20 protein-coding genes are annotated in these 19,059 nt (G+C 62.8%); 14 read left to right on the forward strand and 6 right to left on the reverse strand.

The annotated features are described in order from the left end of the window. Nucleotides 1-127: 127 nt before the first annotated feature. Nucleotides 128-1,441 carry an NAD(P)/FAD-dependent oxidoreductase gene (locus tag AU381_RS02460; protein ID WP_064240242.1) on the reverse strand — a complete coding sequence of 438 codons (1,314 nt, stop codon included), beginning with the start codon at nt 1,439-1,441 and terminating at the stop codon, nt 128-130. A 114-nt stretch (nt 1,442-1,555) separates the two neighbouring features. On the opposite strand from AU381_RS02460, the gene AU381_RS02465 reads away from it, so the two are divergent. The 13 genes from AU381_RS02465 (at nt 1,556) to AU381_RS02525 (ending at nt 13,641) form a co-directional block, all read left to right on the forward strand. After that, nucleotides 1,556-2,272, forward strand: a complete 717-nt coding sequence (locus tag AU381_RS02465) for a FadR/GntR family transcriptional regulator (protein WP_064240243.1) — start codon at nt 1,556-1,558, stop codon at nt 2,270-2,272. Continuing rightward, the gene (locus tag AU381_RS02470; protein ID WP_064240244.1) at nt 2,269-3,441 is read left to right on the forward strand and encodes a PLP-dependent transferase; all 1,173 of its coding nucleotides are present in this window, start codon (nt 2,269-2,271) and stop codon (nt 3,439-3,441) included. The genes AU381_RS02465 and AU381_RS02470 overlap by 4 nt, the downstream gene beginning before the upstream one ends. Before the next feature lie 85 nt (nt 3,442-3,526). Further along, nucleotides 3,527-4,789, forward strand: coding sequence for an ABC transporter substrate-binding protein (locus AU381_RS02475; protein WP_064240245.1), 1,263 nt, complete (start codon nt 3,527-3,529; stop codon nt 4,787-4,789). A gap of 88 nt (nt 4,790-4,877) precedes the next feature. Further along, nucleotides 4,878-5,813, forward strand: a complete 936-nt coding sequence (locus tag AU381_RS02480) for a carbohydrate ABC transporter permease (RefSeq protein ID WP_064240246.1) — start codon at nt 4,878-4,880, stop codon at nt 5,811-5,813. A gap of 4 nt (nt 5,814-5,817) precedes the next feature. After that, on the forward strand, nt 5,818-6,651 hold the full coding sequence (locus tag AU381_RS02485) for a carbohydrate ABC transporter permease (protein WP_064240247.1): 834 nt from the start codon (nt 5,818-5,820) through the stop codon (nt 6,649-6,651). Between the two features lie 14 nt (nt 6,652-6,665). Then, nucleotides 6,666-7,733: an ABC transporter ATP-binding protein gene (locus AU381_RS02490; protein ID WP_064240248.1), complete on the forward strand. Its 1,068-nt coding sequence runs from the start codon at nt 6,666-6,668 to the stop codon at nt 7,731-7,733. Nucleotides 7,734-7,918: 185 nt separating this feature from the next. Beyond that, on the forward strand, nt 7,919-8,305 hold the full coding sequence (locus AU381_RS02495) for a c-type cytochrome (RefSeq protein WP_064240249.1): 387 nt from the start codon (nt 7,919-7,921) through the stop codon (nt 8,303-8,305). 137 nt (nt 8,306-8,442) lie between these two features. Next, nucleotides 8,443-9,282, forward strand: a complete 840-nt coding sequence (locus AU381_RS02500) for a cytochrome c oxidase subunit II (protein WP_064240250.1) — start codon at nt 8,443-8,445, stop codon at nt 9,280-9,282. Between the two features lie 37 nt (nt 9,283-9,319). Then, nucleotides 9,320-11,098: a cytochrome c oxidase subunit I gene (gene ctaD / locus AU381_RS02505; RefSeq protein WP_064240251.1), complete on the forward strand. Its 1,779-nt coding sequence runs from the start codon at nt 9,320-9,322 to the stop codon at nt 11,096-11,098. Beyond that, a complete protein-coding gene (locus AU381_RS02510) occupies nt 11,095-11,793 on the forward strand; it encodes a cytochrome c oxidase subunit 3 (protein WP_064240252.1) in 699 nt (232 codons plus the stop codon). Before ctaD ends, AU381_RS02510 begins: the two co-directional genes overlap by 4 nt. Before the next feature lie 12 nt (nt 11,794-11,805). Continuing rightward, the gene (locus AU381_RS02515; protein WP_064240253.1) at nt 11,806-12,528 is read left to right on the forward strand and encodes a heme-copper oxidase subunit III family protein; all 723 of its coding nucleotides are present in this window, start codon (nt 11,806-11,808) and stop codon (nt 12,526-12,528) included. A gap of 10 nt (nt 12,529-12,538) precedes the next feature. Beyond that, nucleotides 12,539-12,895: a cytochrome C oxidase subunit IV family protein gene (locus AU381_RS02520; protein WP_064240254.1), complete on the forward strand. Its 357-nt coding sequence runs from the start codon at nt 12,539-12,541 to the stop codon at nt 12,893-12,895. Between the two features lie 290 nt (nt 12,896-13,185). After that, a complete protein-coding gene (locus AU381_RS02525) occupies nt 13,186-13,641 on the forward strand; it encodes an RrF2 family transcriptional regulator (RefSeq protein WP_037387763.1) in 456 nt (151 codons plus the stop codon). 7 nt (nt 13,642-13,648) lie between these two features. Here AU381_RS02525 and AU381_RS02530 read toward each other — a convergent pair whose 3' ends face one another. The 3 genes from AU381_RS02530 to AU381_RS02540 form a co-directional block, all read right to left on the reverse strand. Further along, on the reverse strand, nt 13,649-14,641 hold the full coding sequence (locus AU381_RS02530) for an acyl-CoA dehydrogenase family protein (RefSeq protein WP_342028716.1): 993 nt from the start codon (nt 14,639-14,641) through the stop codon (nt 13,649-13,651). A gap of 133 nt (nt 14,642-14,774) precedes the next feature. Then, nucleotides 14,775-14,969, reverse strand: coding sequence for a hypothetical protein (locus AU381_RS02535; RefSeq protein WP_064240256.1), 195 nt, complete (start codon nt 14,967-14,969; stop codon nt 14,775-14,777). Between the two features lie 174 nt (nt 14,970-15,143). Then, complete coding sequence (locus tag AU381_RS02540; protein ID WP_064240272.1) at nt 15,144-15,635, reverse strand: flavin reductase family protein; 492 nt, start codon at nt 15,633-15,635, stop codon at nt 15,144-15,146. Between the two features lie 213 nt (nt 15,636-15,848). Here AU381_RS02540 and AU381_RS02545 point away from each other — a divergent pair, with 213 nt between their 5' ends. After that, complete coding sequence (locus AU381_RS02545; RefSeq protein ID WP_064240257.1) at nt 15,849-17,306, forward strand: FAD/NAD(P)-binding protein; 1,458 nt, start codon at nt 15,849-15,851, stop codon at nt 17,304-17,306. 30 nt (nt 17,307-17,336) lie between these two features. Here the strand turns inward: AU381_RS02545 and AU381_RS02550 are convergent, their stop codons facing one another. Then, a complete protein-coding gene (locus AU381_RS02550) occupies nt 17,337-18,158 on the reverse strand; it encodes an ATP-binding cassette domain-containing protein (RefSeq protein WP_064240258.1) in 822 nt (273 codons plus the stop codon). A 9-nt stretch (nt 18,159-18,167) separates the two neighbouring features. Then, nucleotides 18,168-19,004, reverse strand: a complete 837-nt coding sequence (locus tag AU381_RS02555) for an ABC transporter permease subunit (RefSeq protein ID WP_064240273.1) — start codon at nt 19,002-19,004, stop codon at nt 18,168-18,170. Between the last annotated feature and the right edge of the window lie 55 nt (nt 19,005-19,059).

Below are 19,059 nucleotides of genomic sequence, written 5' to 3' on the forward strand. Positions count from 1 at the left end.
CTCTGCACTCCTCCGGCGCACATGTCGGCAGGCGGCCTACCCGGGGCCGAGATACTAACGCATCATCGCAGTGAGCGGAATCGACGTGGGATGGAACCCTGCACCCACCGCAACCGACTCCGCAGAACTACCAGCCAACCATGTCCTTGAAGGAATACCACCAGGAGCCAATCGTCGAATATTGCGCCCGGAACATCCGCCCGCCGGGGAAAGGATACCAGGGCAGCTTCTCGAACATGTCGAAGCGCGACTGATCGCCGTCGATCGCCTCCGCCAGCGTTCGGCCGAAGAGATGCGAGCCGGTGACCCCGTGACCGCTATAGCCGTGGGCGAAATAGGTGTTGGAGCCGATGCGGCCCATCTGCGGCACCCGCGTGAAGGAAAGCGCGAAATTGCCGCTCCAGGCATAGTCGATCGTCACGCCCTTCAAACGCGGGAAGACCTTCTCCAGATTGGGCCGAAGCTTCGCCACCACATCGGCCGGATCGGTGCCGCCATAGACGGTGCCGCCGCCAAAGATCATCCGCTTGTCGGCCGACAGCCGGAAATAATCGAGAATGTAGCGCACGTCCTCCACGCACATATCGCTCGGGATCAGCATATCGGCGAGTTCCTCGCCGAGCGGGGCCGTGGTGATCATCTGGGTCGAGACCGGCATGACGCGCGAGACGAGCTCAGGCACCGCGTCGCCGAGGTAGGCATTGCCGCAGAGCACGACGATGCGGGCGGAGACTTCCCCCTCGCGGGTGTAGACGGTCGGCCGCGCCGCTCTGTGGTCGACGCGGGTCACCGGCGACATCTCGTAGATTACGCCGCCGAGGCTCTCGAAGGCGCGTGCCTCGCCAAGCACCAGATTGAGCGGATGCATATGGCCGCCGCTGATGTCGAGCATGCCGCCGCAATAGGCTTCGGAATTGACGAGCTTGCGCAGCGCCTCCCGGTCGAGCAGCAGGTGGTCGTCCATGCCGTATCTGCGCCAGAGCGCCTGCTTGGCTTCCAGCTCCTTCATATGCGCGCCGGTGTAGGCGGCATAGATGTTGCCGGATTTCAGGTCGCAATCGATCCGATATTGGCTGACGAGCCGACGGATGATGCGCCCGCCCTCCTGGACAAGGCCGCCGATGAAGCGCGCCGCATCTTCGCCGTAGCGATTCTGGATCGTCGACAGGCTGGCGTTGAGGCCATTGACGATCTGGCCGCCATTGCGTCCCGAAGCGCCCCAACCCACCTGAGCGCCCTCCACCACCGCAACTTTGTAGCCTTTCTCGGCGAGATGAATGGCCGTCGACAAACCCGTGTAACCAGCGCCGACGACGCAGATGTCGGTTTCAACGTGCCCCTCGAGCTTGACCGGCGTGCGGAGAATGTTGCGGGAGGCAGCGTAATAGCTCGTCGGATAGCGCCCGTCGCCGGCATAGGAGTTCGTGACGCCTGCCATCATTCTTCCCCAGCTATGGCCCTGATGACGGGAAGGCATATCGCAAATCTCGCCCCTTGACCATGCGATCCACCCTCTGCATATTGCTCAGATGTCAGACCAATTTTGGGAATGCGGATGCCCGAGCCGGAGAAAGCGACGCTTCTGCCCCTGCCCCCGGTGGATCGGGTGCAGCAGGTGATTTCCGCTCTTGCCGACTATGTCCAACGCTCCGGATTGAAGCCCGGCGACCGGCTTCCGGCCGAACGGGAACTGATGGCGGCGCTCGCCGTCGGCCGATCCACGGTTCGCGAGGTCATCAGCCATTTCCAGGCGCTCGGCGTCGTCGAGGCGCGCAAGGGCAGCGGCACCTATCTGTTGCGTGCCATTTCCGGCGCCACCATCCACATGCCGCTCACCCTCGATACCCGTCACCTTCGCGACGCGCTCCTCCAGACGCTGGAAGTTCGTCGCGGCATCGAGGTCGAGGCAGGCATGGTCGCCGCCCGCCGCCGCACCGATGCCGATCTCATCAACATCGAAACGAAGCTCGACGAAATGGAGCGCGTTCATCTTGCCAAGGGCACTTCCGGCCCGGAGGACCTCGCCTTCCACCTGGCGATCTACGATGCGACCCACAACCCGCTCTTCCGGCAATTGCTCGAGCAGATGCGCGAGGCCTTCGAGCGCTTCTGGGAAAAGCCTTTCGACCGACCCGATTTCGCGCGACGGTCCTTTCCCTTTCACCGCACGCTCTTCGACGCGATCGCGTCGCAGGATCCGGAGGCCGCCCGGGAAGAAACACTGAAAATCCTCGCGATCGTCGAGGAAGACATCAAGGAAATGTCCAAATGAATGACGGCTTCGATCCGTTCGACAGAGCCTCGCTGATTGCCGCCCATGACGAGGCCCATGCCTTCGACGCCGTCGTTCCGCCGATCGTCCAGACCTCACTCTTCACCTTCAAGGACTATGACGAGATGATCGCCTCCTACCGGGGCGAACGCGTCCGGCCGATCTACACCCGCGGCCTCAATCCGACCGTCCGGCTGTTCGAGGAGATGCTGGCGAAACTGGAAGGCGCCGAGGACGCGATCGGCTTTGCCAGCGGCATGTCGGCGATCTCCTCCACCGTGCTTACCTTCGTCGAGCCGGGCGACCGCATCGTGGCGGTGAAGCATGTATATCCCGATGCTTTCCGGCTCTTCGGCACCCATCTGAAGCGCATGCGCATCGAGGTCACCTATGTCGACGGACGCGACGAGGAGGCGGTTGCCAAGGCACTTCCCGGCGCCAAGCTCTTCTACATGGAAAGCCCGACCAGCTGGGTCATGGATACCCATGACGTGGCAGCGCTGGCCGCGGTTGCCAAGGCGCAAGGGATCGTCACCGTCATCGACAACAGCTGGGCGAGCCCGGTGTTCCAGCAGCCGATTTCGCTCGGCGTCGATCTGGTCATCCACTCGGCCTCGAAATATTTGAGCGGCCACAGCGACGTCGTCGCCGGTGTCGTCGCCGGCTCCAGTGATCTGGTCGGCCGCATCCGCTCCGAAGCCTATCCCTACCTCGGCGGCAAGCTCTCCCCCTTCGATGCCTGGCTGCTGATCCGGGGCCTGCGCACCCTGCCGATCCGGATGAAGGCGCATGAGCGCTCGGCGCTCGCCGTCGCCCGGCGCCTGCAGGAGCATCCGCTGGTCGAAACCGTCTGCCATCCGGGCCTCGGCAATCACCTGCCGCCGGGCCTTTTCGGGACGTCCGGCCTCTTCTCCTTCATCTTTCGCGAGGGCGTCGACGTGCGCCGCTTCGCCGATCACCTGCAGCTCTTCAAGCTCGGCGTCTCCTGGGGTGGCCACGAAAGCCTTATCGTCCCGGGCGAGGTCGTGCTGGCGCAGAAAGCCCAACCCAATTCCGCGGCCGCCTTCGGCATTTCTCCGCGGTCGGTACGGCTCCATGTCGGCCTGGAGGGAACGGAGGCCCTCTGGAGCGATCTCGAAGCGGCGCTCGACGCCGCTTCGTCAGGCTGACGACGAGCGGGATGGGAAAGCGTGAGCGGTTTCCCACTCCCGCCCTTAGGAAACTCAATCAACGCCAACAAAAAAGGGAACAAAAATGAGGAAACTGATCACAGCCACCCTGCTCGCCACGCTGATGGCCGGCAGCGCGCTTGCCGATACCAAGTTGAAGCTGGTCGAGGTCATCACCAGCCCCGAGCGCACCGAAACGCTGAAATCGATCGTCGCCAAGTTCGAGGCGGCGAATCCCGGCACCACCGTCGAGATCATCTCGTTGCCCTGGGGCGAGGCCTTCCAGAAATTCGCCACCATGGTCTCGGCCGGCGAAATCCCGGACGTGATGGAAATGCCCGATACCTGGCTGTCGCTCTACGCCAATAACGGTATGCTCGAGAGCCTGGAACCCTACCTCGCCAAGTGGGAGCACACGCCCGGCCTCACCGAGCGCGCCCTGGAACTCGGCCGCGACGTCAACGACACCGCCTATATGCTGCCCTACGGCTTTTATCTCCGGGCGATGTTCTACAACAAGAAACTGCTCTCGGAGGCAGGTGTCGCCGAACCGCCGAAGACGATGGACGATTTCGTGAAGGCGTCCGAGGCGGTCGCGAAGCTGCCGGGCAAATCCGGCTACTGCCTGCGCGGCGGTCCGGGCGGGCTCAATGGCTGGGTGATGTTCGGCGCCACCATGGCCGGCGACAACACGTTCTTCAAGGAGGACGGTACCTCGACGATGAACAGCGAAGGCTGGGTCAAGGGTCTCACCTGGGTCATCGACCTCTACAAGAAGGGTCTGGCGCCGAAGGACAGCGTCAACTGGGGCTTCAACGAAATCGTCGCCGGCTTCTATAGCGGCACCTGCGCCTTTCTCGACCAGGATCCGGACGCGCTGATCGCCATTGCGCAGCGCATGAAGCCCGAGGATTTTGGCGTCACCACCATGCCGAAGGGACCGAGCGGCAAGGCCTTCGCCACGATCGGCTTCGCCGGCTGGTCGATGCTTTCGGCAAGCCAGAACAAGGACCTTTCCTGGAAGCTGATCGAAACGCTCGAAGGCCCGGAAGGCAATATCGAGTGGAACAAGCGCACCGGCGCGCTGCCGGTCCACAAGTCGGCTGAGAAGGACCCCTTCTATGCGAGCCCGCAGTTCAAGGGCTGGTTCGACGAACTGGCCGACAAAGACGTCGTCCTGACCGTCATGCCGACCTACCTCGAGGAATTCGCCTTCTTCAAGGATTCGCTCGCGATCAAGACGAGCCAGGAAGCACTGCTCGGCGACATCACGCCGGAGGAACTCGCCAATCAATGGGCGGACTACCTGACCAAGGCGCAGCAGAAGTACCTGGCGAACAAGAAGTAAGTCGGCAGAAGGGCGGCAGGTGATCTGCCGCCCTTTGTCACGATGAGAGAGGCCCGACCCACGGGGCGGCCAGGAGGAACTCGGATCGATGGATTATGCCGTACGCCAGCAGGGCCTCTCCGCAGACCGCCGGCCGCTGACGAAGCGCATCGCGGACGCATCGGCGCCCTATCTCTATAGCGCGCCGGCGCTGATCCTGATCGTCACGGTGATGCTGGTGCCGCTGGTGCTCGGCGTCTCCTATGCGTTCCGCGACGTCCAGCTCCTCAACCCCTTCTCCGGTGCCTTCATCGGTCTCGACCATTTCCGGGCCCTGTCTCAGGACGAGGCCTTCTTTCGCTCGTTGCGCAACACGCTCTGGTGGACCGGCGCATCGGTTCTTCTTCAGTTTGCCTTCGGCCTGATCCTGGCGCTCTTGCTCGACAAGCCGTTTCGCGGCCGCGCCATCGCCCAGGCGCTCGTCTTCCTGCCCTGGGCGGTCCCGAGCTTCCTTGCCGGCCTCAACTGGGCCTGGCTCTTCAACCCCGTCGTCGGGCCGCTGCCGCACTGGCTCTACGCGCTCGGGATCATGAGCCAGCCGGCCAACATCCTCTCCGATCCTGAGCTTGCCATGTGGGGACCGATCGTCGCCAATATCTGGTGGGGCATTCCCTTCTTCGCGATCACCCTGCTTGCCGCGCTGCAGGCGATCCCGCGCGACCTCTACGAGGCGGCGAGCATCGACGGCGCCGGCGCCTTCCAGCGCTTCCTGTCGATCACGTTGCCGTTCCTCGCGCCGACGATCGCCATCACCATCCTGCTTCGCACCGTCTGGATCTCGAATTTCGCCGATCTCATCATCGTCATGACCAATGGCGGCCCGGCCGATCGCACCCAGATCGTCGCCAGCTACATCTTCACCCAGGCCTTCAAGCGGCTCGATTTCGGCTATGCCTCGGCGATCGCGCTAGTGCTGCTCGCCCTGCTCCTCGCCTATTCGCTGCTGATCGTCATCCTCAGACAGTGGCTCCTGAGCAAGGATTGAACCGATGCGCGCCAAATCAGCCTTCCTCACCGTCGCGCACCGCCTGGCGATCCTCGCCTATATCGCCTTCGCGCTCTTTCCGCTGTTCTGGCTGCTGAAGGTGGCGGTGACGCCCAACGACCTGCTCTATTCCGAAGGCATCCGCCTCTGGCCGTCGCGCGCCAGCCTCGAGCATTTCGATTTCGTGCTGAGGCACAGCGCCTTCCCGGTGTTCTTCCGCAACAGCCTGATCGTCTCAGGCTCGACGGCCGTGGTCGTGACGATCCTCGCCTCGCTTTCCGGCTATGCACTGTCGCGCTTCCGCTTCCGCGGCAAATACTGGCTGGTGACGCTGATGCTGCTGACGCAGATGTTTCCGCTGGTCATGCTCGTCGCGCCGATCTTCAAGATCCTCTCGCCGCTGGGGCTGACCAACAGCCTGACCGGGCTTGTCATCGTCTACAGCGCCTTCAACGTTCCCTTCGCCACCTTCCTGATGCAGTCCTTCTTCGACGGCATTCCGAAGGATCTGGAGGAGGCGGCGATGATCGACGGCGCCACGCAATTCGTCGCCTTTCGCCAGATCATCCTGCCGCTGACGCTGCCCGGCATCGCCGCCACGCTCGGCTTCGTCTTCACCGCCGCCTGGAGCGAACTGCTCTTCTCGCTGATGCTGATCTCCGGCAACGAGCAGGCGACGTTCCCGGTCGGGCTTCTTTCCTTCGTCTCGAAATTCTCGGTCGACTTCGGTCAGATGATGGCCGCCGGCGTGCTGGCGCTGATCCCGGCCTGCCTCTTCTTCCTGCTCATTCAACGCTATCTCGTCCAGGGCCTCACGGCCGGCGCGGTCAAAGGCTGAGGGTTAGACTAGTCATGGCTTCCATCGATATCGCCAATATCCAGAAATCCTACGGCCCCCATCCGGTGCTGCACGACGTCGATCTCAAGATCCGTGATGGCGAGTTCGTCGTGCTCGTCGGCCCCTCCGGCTGCGGCAAGTCGACCCTGCTGCGGATGATCGCCGGACTGGAAAGCGTGACCGCCGGCGAGATCCGTATCGCCGGCAGGCGGGTCAACGAGCTCGCACCAAAGGACCGCGACATCGCCATGGTGTTCCAGTCCTACGCGCTCTACCCGCACATGTCGGTCGCCAGGAACATGAGCTACAGCCTGAGGCTTCGCAAGACGCCGAAGGAGCGGATCGCGACCGTCGTGGCGGGGGCCGCCGCCAAGCTCGGCCTCGACCCGCTGCTCGAGCGCCGGCCGAGAGCTTTGTCCGGCGGCCAGCGCCAGCGCGTCGCCATGGGCCGTGCCATCGTTCGCCAACCAAAGGCCTTCCTCTTCGACGAGCCGCTCTCCAACCTCGACGCGCGGCTCCGCGAGCAGATGCGCGCCGAGATCAAGAAGCTGCACAAGGACCTTGGCGCCACGTCGATCTACGTGACGCATGACCAGATCGAGGCGATGACGCTCGCCGACCGCATCGTCGCCATGAATGCCGGCGTGGTCCAGCAGGTCGGCAGCCCGCTCGACCTTTATGATCGCCCCGCCAATCTCTTCGTCGCCGGTTTCATCGGGTCGCCCGGCATGAACTTTTTCGAGGGCACCTATCACGCCGGCGACAGGCCGCTGTTCGAAACCGCGGGAAACATTGGAATTCCCCTCGACTCGTCTGCCCCGCTTGCGAACAACGCCAGGGCGACGCTCGGCATTCGCCCGGAGCACATCGTGCTTGCCGGCCACGGGCCGGAGACGCTGCTTGCCACTGTCGACCTCGTCGAGCCGACCGGCTTCGGCATCATCCTGCACCTCTCGCTTGGGCGATCGGGCTTCAAGGCCTTCACCAACGACCGCTCGTTCCTGACGGTCTCCGGCACCATACCCGTCCACTTCCCGGCGCACAGCCTGCATTTCTTCGATGGCGAGGGTAACCGCGTTTGACGGGAGGTGCTTTTCCTCGGCCGGCTACCCTGAAGGAGCAATTGACTTCTCCCGGGCGAGGACTAGCTTCCTTTCTGTCGCAAGTATCAACCGCTCCGGCGCGCATTCTTAGAGAGCAAGCACCGCCAAAGCCAGATCTGACGATACTCTTCTTTGCCCGCGCCGGGCGAAATTGGGGAAGTATCATGCGAATTGCTGTTGTTGCCTTGTCTTCTTCGGCACTCTTTCTCTGTCCGGTGGCCGGCCACGCCCAGGAGGGCGACGCCGAGGCCGGAGCGACGGTGTTCAAGAAATGCTCCGCCTGCCACGTCGTGGACAAGGATCAGAACAAGGTCGGTCCATCGCTTCTGGGCGTCATTGGCCGAACCGCCGGCACCCATGCGGATTTCAAATATTCGAAGGCCATGGTCGATGCGGGCAAGAGCGGGCTCGTCTGGGACGAGGCGACGCTGCATGAATATCTCCGTGATCCCAAAGCCAAGGTGAAAGGCACCAAGATGGTCTTCCCGGGCCTCAAGAAGGACGAAGAGATCGTCAATGTGATCGCCTATCTCAAGCAACACCCCAAATAGGAGCATCCCGAGGGAAGGCAAAATTCTGCGCCTTCCCGACGATTTGCCAGTATTATCCGTTCGTGCAATAATTGTGATCGGAACGCTGCGGATTGCGTATTCGCCTCACGGCCAATCGCGGCGGGGAGGGACTGGAAATGGCGGTTGTATTCGCTCTGGTTCTGTTGGCCGCCGGATCAGTGTTGTTCCATTTGCTCAGTCCCTGGTGGTGGACGCCGATCGCCTCCAACTGGAATTACATAGACAATACCATCATCATAACCTTCTGGATCACCGGCATTGCCTTTACCGCCGTGGTCCTGTTCATGGCCTATTGCGTTCTGCGTTTCCGCCACCGCCCCGGTAACACCGCCGCCTATGAACCGGAAAACAGGAAACTGGAAGGCTGGCTGGCAACGAGCACTACCCTTGGCGTCGCCGCGATGCTGGCGCCCGGCCTGTTCGTCTGGAACCAGTTCATCACCGTCCCTGAGGGTGCGACCGAGGTGGAGGTGGTCGGGCAGCAATGGCTCTGGAGCTACAGGCTTCCCGGCGCCGACGGCCGGCTTGGCACCAGTGAAACGCGCGACATCACCCCGGAAAACACGCTCGGGCTCAACCGAAACGACGCAGCCAGCCTCGACGACCTGATCATCGAGGGCGGTGAACTTCACCTTCCCATCGGCAAGCCGGTCAAGATGCTGCTCCGCTCCGTCGATGTCCTGCACGACTTCTACGTGCCGGAATTCCGCGCCAAGATGGACATGGTGCCGGGGATGGTGACGTATTTCTGGCTCACCCCGACGCGCACCGGAACCTTCGAAATTCTCTGCGCCGAGCTTTGCGGCGTCGGCCATCCGCAGATGCGCGGCACCGTCGTGGTCGACACCGAGGAAGACTATCAGGCCTGGCTCGCCGAGCAGCAGAGTTTTTCGCAACTCTCCGCCTCGTCCGAAACGAAACCGGCGGCAACGATTGCCGCCGCAGCGGCGCGGTAGGAGGCGCCGTGGAATAGCAACCTGGGAGGACACATTGATGGTCGACGTCCGGTCCGGTATTGGCGAGCCGCTGCCGCCTCCCGAAGTCGAGGATGTTGAACTCTATCATCCGCATAGCTGGTGGACGCGCTACGTCTTCAGCCAGGATGCGAAGATCATCGCCATCCAATATGCGACGACCGCCATCGCCATCGGCATGGTGGCGCTGGTGCTCTCCTGGCTGATGCGCCTGCAGCTCGGCTTTCCCGGCACATTCGACTTCATCGATGCCGATGCCTATTACCAGTTCATCACCATGCACGGCATGATCATGGTGATCTACCTGCTCACGGCGCTCTTCCTCGGCGGCTTCGGCAACTATCTCATTCCGCTGATGGTCGGCGCCCGCGACATGGTGTTCCCCTACGCCAACATGCTGAGCTACTGGATCTATCTGCTCGCCGTGCTGGTGCTGGTCGCGAGCTTCTTCGCCCCCGGCGGACCGACCGGGGCAGGCTGGACGCTCTACCCGCCGCAGGCGGTTCTCTCGGGCACGCCGGGCGGCAAGGATTGGGGCATCATCCTGATGCTCGCGTCGCTGATCATCTTCATCATCGGCTTCACCATGGGCGGCCTCAACTACGTCGTCACAGTGCTCCAGGGCCGCGCCCGCGGCATGACGCTGATGCGCCTGCCGCTGACGGTCTGGGGTATCTTCACGGCGACCGTAATGGCGCTGCTCGCCTTCCCCGCCCTTTTTGTCGCCTGCGTCATGATGCTGTTCGACCGGCTGCTCGGCACCAGCTTCTTCATGCCGGCGATCGTCGAAATGGGCGAGCAGCTCCAGCATGGCGGCGGCAGTCCGATCCTGTTCCAGCATCTCTTCTGGTTCTTCGGTCACCCGGAGGTCTATATCGTCGCGCTGCCCGCCTTCGGCATCGTTTCCGATCTGATCAGCACCCATGCGCGCAAGAACATCTTCGGCTATCGCATGATGGTCTGGGCGATCGTCATCATCGGCGGCCTCTCCTTCATCGTCTGGGCCCACCACATGTATGTGAGCGGAATGAACCCCTATTTCGGTTTCTTCTTCGCCACCACCACGCTGATCATCGCGGTGCCGACGGCGATCAAGGTCTACAACTGGGTGCTCACTCTCTGGCGCGGCAACATCCACCTGACCTTGCCGATGCTTTTCGCGCTCGGCTTCATCGTCACCTTCGTCAATGGCGGGCTGACGGGACTCTTCCTCGGCAATGTCGTCGTCGACGTACCGCTCTCCGACACCATGTTCGTCGTTGCGCATTTCCATATGGTCATGGGCGTCGCTCCGATCATGGTCATCTTCGGCGCGATCTACCACTGGTACCCGAAGATCACCGGACGCATGCTCAACGAAGCGCTTGGCCAGATCCATTTCTGGGTCACCTTCCTCGGCGCCTATTTGATCTTTTTCCCGATGCACTATGTCGGCCTTGTCGGCGTGCCGCGCCGCTACTACGAACTCGGCGAGATGGCATTCGTGCAGGAGTCGGTCCATACCCTCAATGCCTTCATCAGCGTCATGGCGCTGATCGTCGGCGCCGCGCAGATCGTCTTCCTCTTCAACCTCGCCTGGAGCCTGCGGCACGGCCGCGAAGCCGGCGGCAACCCCTGGCGGGCGACGACCCTCGAGTGGCAGACGCCCGAAACGCCGCCGCCGCACGGCAACTGGGGAAGGGAACTTCCCGTCGTCTATCGCTGGGCCTACGATTACAGCGTCCCGGGTGCAGCGGAGGATTTCATTCCGCAGAACCAGCCGACGCCCGGGCGCATGAGCCATGAGGCGGTCTCATGAGTGTCGCTGTAATCTTCCTCACGCTAGTCGCCGCAGTCATGGTCTGGTGGCTTGCCCAGCAGCGGCTGGCGTCACGCCCCTGGCTCGAAGTCGGTCACGCCCACGATCGCCGAAGCGGCGCACCGCCGCCGGCGGCAAAAATCGGGCTCGGCGTCTTCCTCGGCGTCGTCGGCGCGCTCTTCTCGCTTGCCATCAGCGCCTACTTCATGCGCATGGCCTCGTCCGACTGGGGCGCCCTGCCGCTGCCCGCCCTGCTCTGGGCCAATACCGGCATTCTTGCCGTCGGCAGCATCACCCTGCACCGGGCGAAGCTGGAGGCGGAGCGACGCAATGACGAAGCGACCCGAACCGCCCTGCTCGCTGCCCTGGCCGCCGGCCTCGCCTTCCTCGTCGGGCAGCTTTTCGCCTGGCGGGAGCTGACGACTGCCGGCTATCTCCTGGCCGGAAATCCCGCCAACAGTTTCTTCTACCTGCTGACCGGCATGCACGGCTTGCACATCCTCGGCGGGCTTGTCGCGCTCGGCCGCCTCAGCGTCCGCGCCTGGGACGGACCATTCGACCGGAAAATGCGCCTCTCCGTCGAGCTGTGCGCCATTTACTGGCATTTTATGCTGGTCGTCTGGCTAGTGCTCTTCGCCCTCTTTTCCGGCTGGGCCAGCGACGTCGTCGATTTCTGCCGCCAACTGCTGACATAGGAACCGCTGACAATGTCTGCCCCGATCAAGACCCCCGCAGCAGATACGCTTCCCCGCCCGGCCGGCTTGGCCGGGTTGGCGTCGGACTGGGCCTCGGACCAGCGTACGTTCAAGAACGTCTCCTGGGGAAAGGCCATGATGTGGATCTTTCTCCTGAGCGACACCTTCGTCTTCGGCTGCTTCCTGCTCGCCTACATGTCGGCGCGCATGTCGACGACGGTCCCGTGGCCGAACCCCAGCGAAGTCTTCGCGCTCGAGATCGCCGGGGCGCACGTGCCGCTGATCCTGATCGCCATCATGACCTTCGTCCTCATCTCTTCGAGCGGCACGATGGCGATGGCGGTCAACTGCGGTTATCGCCGCGACCGAAGGAAGACCGCTCTGCTGATGCTGGTCACCGCCCTTTTTGGCGCCACCTTCGTCGGCATGCAGGCGTTCGAGTGGTCGAAGCTGATCGCCGAGGGCGTGCGGCCCTGGGGCAATCCCTGGGGAGCGGCGCAGTTCGGCTCCTCATTCTTCATGATCACCGGTTTCCACGGCACCCATGTCACATTCGGCGTGATCTTCCTACTGATCATCGCACGCAAGGTCTGGCGCGGCGATTTCGACACGGAGCGCCCCGGCTTCTTCACCAGCCGCAAGGGTCGCTACGAGATCGTCGAGATCACCGGTCTATACTGGCACTTCGTCGACCTGGTCTGGGTCTTCATCTTCGCATTCTTCTATCTCTGGTGAGGAGAGCACCATGGCTCATGTCGAGGCTCATGCCGCACAACACGTGGCACATGCGGAACAGCAACAGCACCCGATCAAGCTCTACCTCCTGGTCTGGGGGCTGCTCTTCGTGCTCAGCGCCTTTTCCTACCTGGTCGATTATTTCGGCTTGCAGGGATTTCTTCGCTGGTCGCTGATCCTGATCTTCATGATGCTGAAGGCCGGCCTCATCGTCGCCGTCTTCATGCATATGGCCTGGGAGCGCCTGGCGCTGACCTACGCGATCCTGCTGCCGCCACTGCTCGTCCTCGTATTCGTGGCGCTGATGGTATCGGAGTCGAATTACGTGCTTTTCACACGCGTCGCCTTCTTCGGCACGGGGCCTTGACCTTGAAAACATAAGCTGGCGCCCCTTCTGCCTCTGGCCTTTCAAACGGAGAACGAGAAGAGGATACCAGGACGTTTCCCGGCCGTCGCAGACGGCTGGACTGCTCGAAGGCGGGTCAAATCAATGATTCTTACGTGAGTGACGCAAAATTCATCGCCGAGGAGTAGCGGTCTCAGTGAAACTCCCTTGCAGATTAATTCCCCAAAAACTATTTACTAAGTAAGAAATAATACACGTCCCTGCACGCGCATTCGGCACGTGCATGATCGACACCATTCCCGAGTGCCACAATGCTTACGAAAAAAGGCAAGTACGGATTGAAGGCGCTTGTTGATCTGGCGCGCCTTGGTCCTGGAGAAACCGCGTTCGTGACGGAGATTGCGACGCGCAACAACATTCCGAAGAAGTTCCTCGACACCATCCTCCTGGAACTGCGCAACACCGGTATCCTGCGTTCGAAGAAGGGTCCGAACGGCGGCTATTCGCTGTCGAAGCCAGCCACCGAGATTATGATCGGCCAGGTCATCCGCGCGCTTGACGGTCCGCTTGCTCCCATCCGCTGTGCGAGCCGAACGGCCTTCGAAGCCTGCGACGATTGCAACGATCCGGTCGGCTGTCAGGTTCGCCTGTCAATGACGGAGGTTCGTGACGCAATCGCCACCATCCTCGACAACATGACACTCGCGCAGTTCGTCTCGAAGGATCGGACGAAGACGGTCGAGGAAGCGCTGATCGCCGGCGAGTAGGTTATGTTCAGTCGGTGAACAGCATGCGGCCGAGTTCTGCGAGCAGGTGCCCGGTGCCGCGAGTGCCTTCCAGGGGAAAGGCGATCTCGATCGTGGTGGCGAGCCTGCCCACCTCGGTGACGCCGATGGGCGTCGCGTTGACCTGCGCGAGGTCGAGGGCCGTCGAAGCCCGGTCGATCAGCGCCGCCAATGTTTCGATCTCGACCTGGAATCGCCCGATCCGCTCGTCCCAGGGGCGATCGCCGGACGGACGGCCGTCGCGCCACAACGCCAGATTTCCCGCCAGTTGTCGGCGCTTCTCGCCGAGGACGGATGCGGCCTGCAAGATGATTCCGAGCGATCGGGAGAGCAGCAGCGCATCGCGATTGAGGGCAAGCACCGAGTCGGCCGGCACATGTGCTTGCGCGAAACGATAGAGTGTCGGCTCTCCGGCCCGCACGACTTCGGCCTCCGCGCTGCCTCGCTGGACGAGCAACAGGCTCGACGCCTCGGACTCGTTCAGCGCCAGAATGCCGAACCAATCCGGCTCGCAAAGGAACGCAGCCTCAAGGATTCCTGCCAACTGGAAACCGATGCCATCGGGCACGAAGTGTTGCGTCGCGCTCTGATCGCCCGCGGCCGCCGCCGACAGCCTCTCACCTGACGCCACATGCGCATAGATACTGCGCCGCTGTTCCTCGCTGCCGGCGTTGCGGACCAATTCGAGGGCGCGGAAATGGGCGACGAGGGCACCGGCGGCAGACGGCTGCACTTCGGCGATCCGCGATACGGCCTGCGCTATCAAGCTGTTCGAGACATCGGCGCCGTCGAAATCGGAGGGAATAGAAACGGCCAGCAAGCCGGACCGTACCAGCGCATCAGCCAAGGTCGCCCCGGGAGCATCCGTGCCGAGGGCGATCACCTCGCCAGCCGCGGCCAATACCTCCTCGTCCGAGGCAATTCGAAGCGGCACCGGTCGAAGACGCTCATGCAGATGTGTAATGGATCCCATCTCATGCATCCTTACTGATGCTGGCTCAGCCAGACCGGCAGTTGAATTTCCACAACGAGCTTGAACGGTGCGCGGCTGGACCGATCGGATCGGGTAGTCGAGGTGCGAATGGGAGCCGTGCACACCCTGCTCGGCATTCCAATTATAGAACCGGTAGCAATCCCCAGAACAGGGCCTGCTGGCGCGCCTGCTCCTCTTCGCTTCGGTCGACCGTGTCGGTGCCTATCTCGTCGGCTGCCTTCCTGGGTGCGCTCTGGGAGCGGTTACCGGAGAGCCGAAGCTGCTCGCGCCAAGGCGCGAGAAGATCGAAGGAAAAGTTCACAATACCAAGCGGCATTTGGCATTCCTCCCGTTGGACCCTTCATGAGCCGGCGCATAGTGTCGCCGCATTCTACTCGCTCGTCAATAATTTCGATATAAACTGTGCAATACAGCTATGCGAGCGCATCAGCTCGATCGACCCTGCCGTCAGGCGAAGTAAGAGCCAATGCGACCGTTGTGGCGTCAACGTCTAGCCGGAGAGGGCAAAGTACCGGCCTCCCCGATACAGGAGGGATCCACCCCCGCGGATACGAATTCCGACCACCCGCCCGAGCACAATCGCGTGGCTATGCCGTTCGAAAGCTTCCTCCACCTCGCAGTCGATGGCCGCCACCGCGTCCTGGAGGACCGGTGCGCCGCTGGCCAGGCGGATCCATTCACCGCCACGATAGCGATTCGGCCCCTTGAGTCCGCCGCGGCCGGCAAATTGATTGGCAAGCACTTCGTGTTGTGCGCCGACAATATTGACGCAGAAATGGGCGAACCGCTCGACGACGGGCCAGGTCGAGGACGTACGATTGAGGGACACGAGCATGCGCGGCGGCTCGACGGAGAGAGCGGTGGCCGATGTGACGGTGGCCCCGGTCCGCGCCTCACCCTCTCCCGCGGTTATGATGCTGACGCCGCCGCCCAGTGAACGCAAAGCCGCCTTCAAACTGTCGGCATCGGCCGGCCGGTCCATGCCCCGGCTGACGATCCCTTCGACGTCGAAGGTCCCTATTGAAGTCTGAACCGACATCCCGTCGCTCCTCTGCAGATCACCTTTTCTCGATTGGTAACAGCGCTGGAACCGATCCCACAGACAACGCGTTTCTTAGTATATACATTTGATAGAATATATGCCTAATATCCTGCAAGAGGCAATTCGAAGCCGCCGAACCGAAGGGAGATCGGAATGCTGAGAATAACGCTGCCGTCCCAAAAGCAAGTGTCGCCGGTATCGGCGATCAGCCGAGTGGCCATTATCGGCGGGGGTTTCACCGGAGCGACGCTTGCCCGCCTGCTCGCGCTGCACGGACGTTACCGGCCTCACGAAATCGTCGTCTTCGAGGCCCGGGATCACCTCGGCGGCGGGTTGGCCTATGACACCGATGACCCGTCGCTTCGCCTCAATGTCGCGGCCCACCGGATGCGCGCCGTCCCGGGAGATCCGCAAGCCTTTGTCCGCTGGCTGTCCGACTCGGGTCGTCTTGAGCAGGATCCCGGCGCCGTAGTGAGCGGCGCTATCTATGCGCGCAGAGGCGATTTCGCCGCTTTCATGGCCGCGCAGGTCCAGCCCTTTCTCGACGATGGAATTGTCAGGCACGTGCGCGAGCACGTCGAGCGCATTCACCGTCATCGCGGCCGCTGGCAGATCGAGGGAGATGCCGGCGCAATGGTGCAGGCGGATGTCGTCGTGCTTGCGACGGGCCATCCGGCGCCGACGCCGCCAGACGTCCTTGCCGGCCTGAGCGGCGATCCTCGCTTCGTGAGGAATCTCTCGCGACCGGACGCTCTCCACGCGATCCGCCCGGACGACAAGGTCTTCGTCGTCGGCGCCGGCCTGACTGCTCTCGACGCTGTGGCGGCGTTGCGCAATCGCGGTCACTGCGGGGATCTCACGCTCTTTTCGCGTACGGGACACCTGCCGCAGCCCCAGGCCGCAGGCGACTTCGCACCGCATGGCGACTTCCTCATCGGCGTTCCGAACACGGCGCTTTCCCTTCTCAAGCAGGTGCGCTTCGCCATGCAAGAGGTGACGCAAGCCGGCCTGCCCTGGCAAAGCGTGTTCGACGCCTTGCGCCACCAGGGTCAAACAATCTGGCGGAATTTGCCGCTCGTCGAACAGCGCCGCGTCCTGCGCCATCTTCGCCGGCGCTTTGAAGCGCACCGTTTTCGTATGCCGCCGCAGATCGCCGAACTCGTCGCCTGCGAAAGAGCGGCGGGCCGCTTGCGCGCCTGCGCGGGACAAATCATTGCGGTCCAGCCAGGCCGCGATCAGATCGCGATCGACATTGCGACGAAACCGCGTGGGGTTATCGAGCGCCACATCGTGCAGCGGATCATGGTGGCGACCGGACCTAACCATGGGAACGTGATCGACAGCCAGGGCTGTCTTGCCGAGCTGGAACACCTCGGCCTGCTGACGAAGGACCCGCGCGGTCTCGGCATCGCCTGCGATGCCGACAGCCGGGCCGTGGCACGCGACGGTTATCCGGTCGAGGATCTGTTCATCGCCGGACCTCTGGCGCGCGGGACCTTCGGCGAACTCACCGGCGTGCCGGAGATCGCCGCCCAGGCCGAAAGGATCGTTCAGCAGATCGTGGCGATGAGTTTCGCCACTACGCGGACGATTACGATCCGGCCCATGTAATCCGACGTAACCCAGTCAGGCTCAGCGCGTTCAATCCGCACCGAGAATCGCGTTCAGCAGACGGCGCTCGAAGACAGCGAGATCCGGATCCCCGTGGTGACGCGGGTGCTCGGCCGCAATATCGAGGTCGAGCGCTACCTTGCCGCCGTCGAGCACGATCACCCGGTCGGCCAGATGCACGGCCTCGCTGACATCATGGGTGACGAGGATCGCCGTGAAGCCGAGCTCCCGCCAGACGCGGCTGACGAGTTGCTGCATGGTGATGCGCTTCAATGCGTCGAGCGCCCCGAGCGGTTCGTCGAAGACCAGGAGGCCGGGCCGGCTGACGAGCGCGCGAGCGAGCGCCACCCGCTGCCGCTGGCCGCCGGAAAGGCGCGCCGGCCATTGGTCCGCCTTGTCGAGCAACTGAACCTCGTCGAGCACCATCAGCGCTTTCACGTGCGCCGTATTCTCATCGACATCCTGGCCGAGGCCGACCGCCACATTGTCGACCACCCTTGCCCAGGGCAACAGCCGAGGCTCCTGAAAGACGATGCGCGCATTGGCCTCTACCGTGTCTCCCGATCGGTCGGCGAAGCGGAGCGAGCCGGAGGTCGGGCGGTCCAGCCCGACCAGCAAGCGCAAAAGGGTACTCTTGCCGCAGCCGCTTTTGCCAACGATCGCCAGGAACTGACCGGCGGGAACGTCGAGGTCGATGCCGCGAAGGACGCGATTCGGGCCGAAGGTCTGGTCGATCCGCCTAAGCTCGATCGAGACCGCTTCGGTCGCTCCGGCGGAGACCGTTTGTCGCTGTCCTCCCAAGGGCTCGATAGTGCCTGGCCGTGGGGCATACCTGCTGACATAGCCGCTCATTGTGGCCTCCTACCTCTGATAGACCGGGTTCCAGGACAAGGCATGCCGCTCCATGGTTTTCGCAATCACATCGGCCAACTTGCCGAGCGCCGCGTAGATGAGCAGCGACAGGACCACCACGTCCGTCATCATGAACTCGCGTGCCTGGTTCGCCATATGGCCGATCCCGGAGGATGCCGCGATCGACTCCGAGACGATGAGCGTCAGCCACATGATGCCGAGCGCATAGCGCAGCCCCACGAATATCGAAGGCAGGGCGCCGGGCAGGATGACCTTCCTGAACAGCGTCCAGCCGTTCATGCCGTAGATTCGGCCCATCTCGATGAGCTCGCGATCGACGTTTCGCACGCCGTGAAAGGTGTTGAGATAGATCGGAAACAGCACGCCCAGCGACGTGAGGAAGAGCTTCGATTCCTCGCCGATTCCAAACCAGAGGATCACCAGCGGGATCATCGCCAGATGCGGAATGGTCCGAAGCATCTGCAACGAGGTGTCCGTCAGTTGCTCGGAAAGCTTGGAGATGCCGTTCGCAATGCCGAGCGCAAGGCCGATCGTTCCGCCGACGATAAGGCCAGCCAGGGCGCGAGCCCCGGAAACCGCCACATTATGGACGAGCGCGCCGGACAGCAGTTGGTCCACGAAAGCGCCTGCCACATCCGTCGGCGCCGGCATGACCCGCGTTGAAATCCAGCCGGCCGACGACAATATTTGCCAGATCAGAACCACGAGGATCGGAACCGCGTAGGGCAAGAACTCCTTCAGGAGGATCCGCCGAGCCGATGGAGCCGGCAAAACCCAGCTTCGTCTTTGCGGCGAGCGATCGCTTGCGACGTCGTATGCGGTCATGTCCTTCTCCTTCTCGATTGGCGGGACGCGTAGCGAGCGCCCGAAAGAGTTCGCC

The organism is Sinorhizobium glycinis (genome assembly GCF_001651865.1).
GTDB lineage: Bacteria > Pseudomonadota > Alphaproteobacteria > Rhizobiales > Rhizobiaceae > Sinorhizobium > Sinorhizobium glycinis.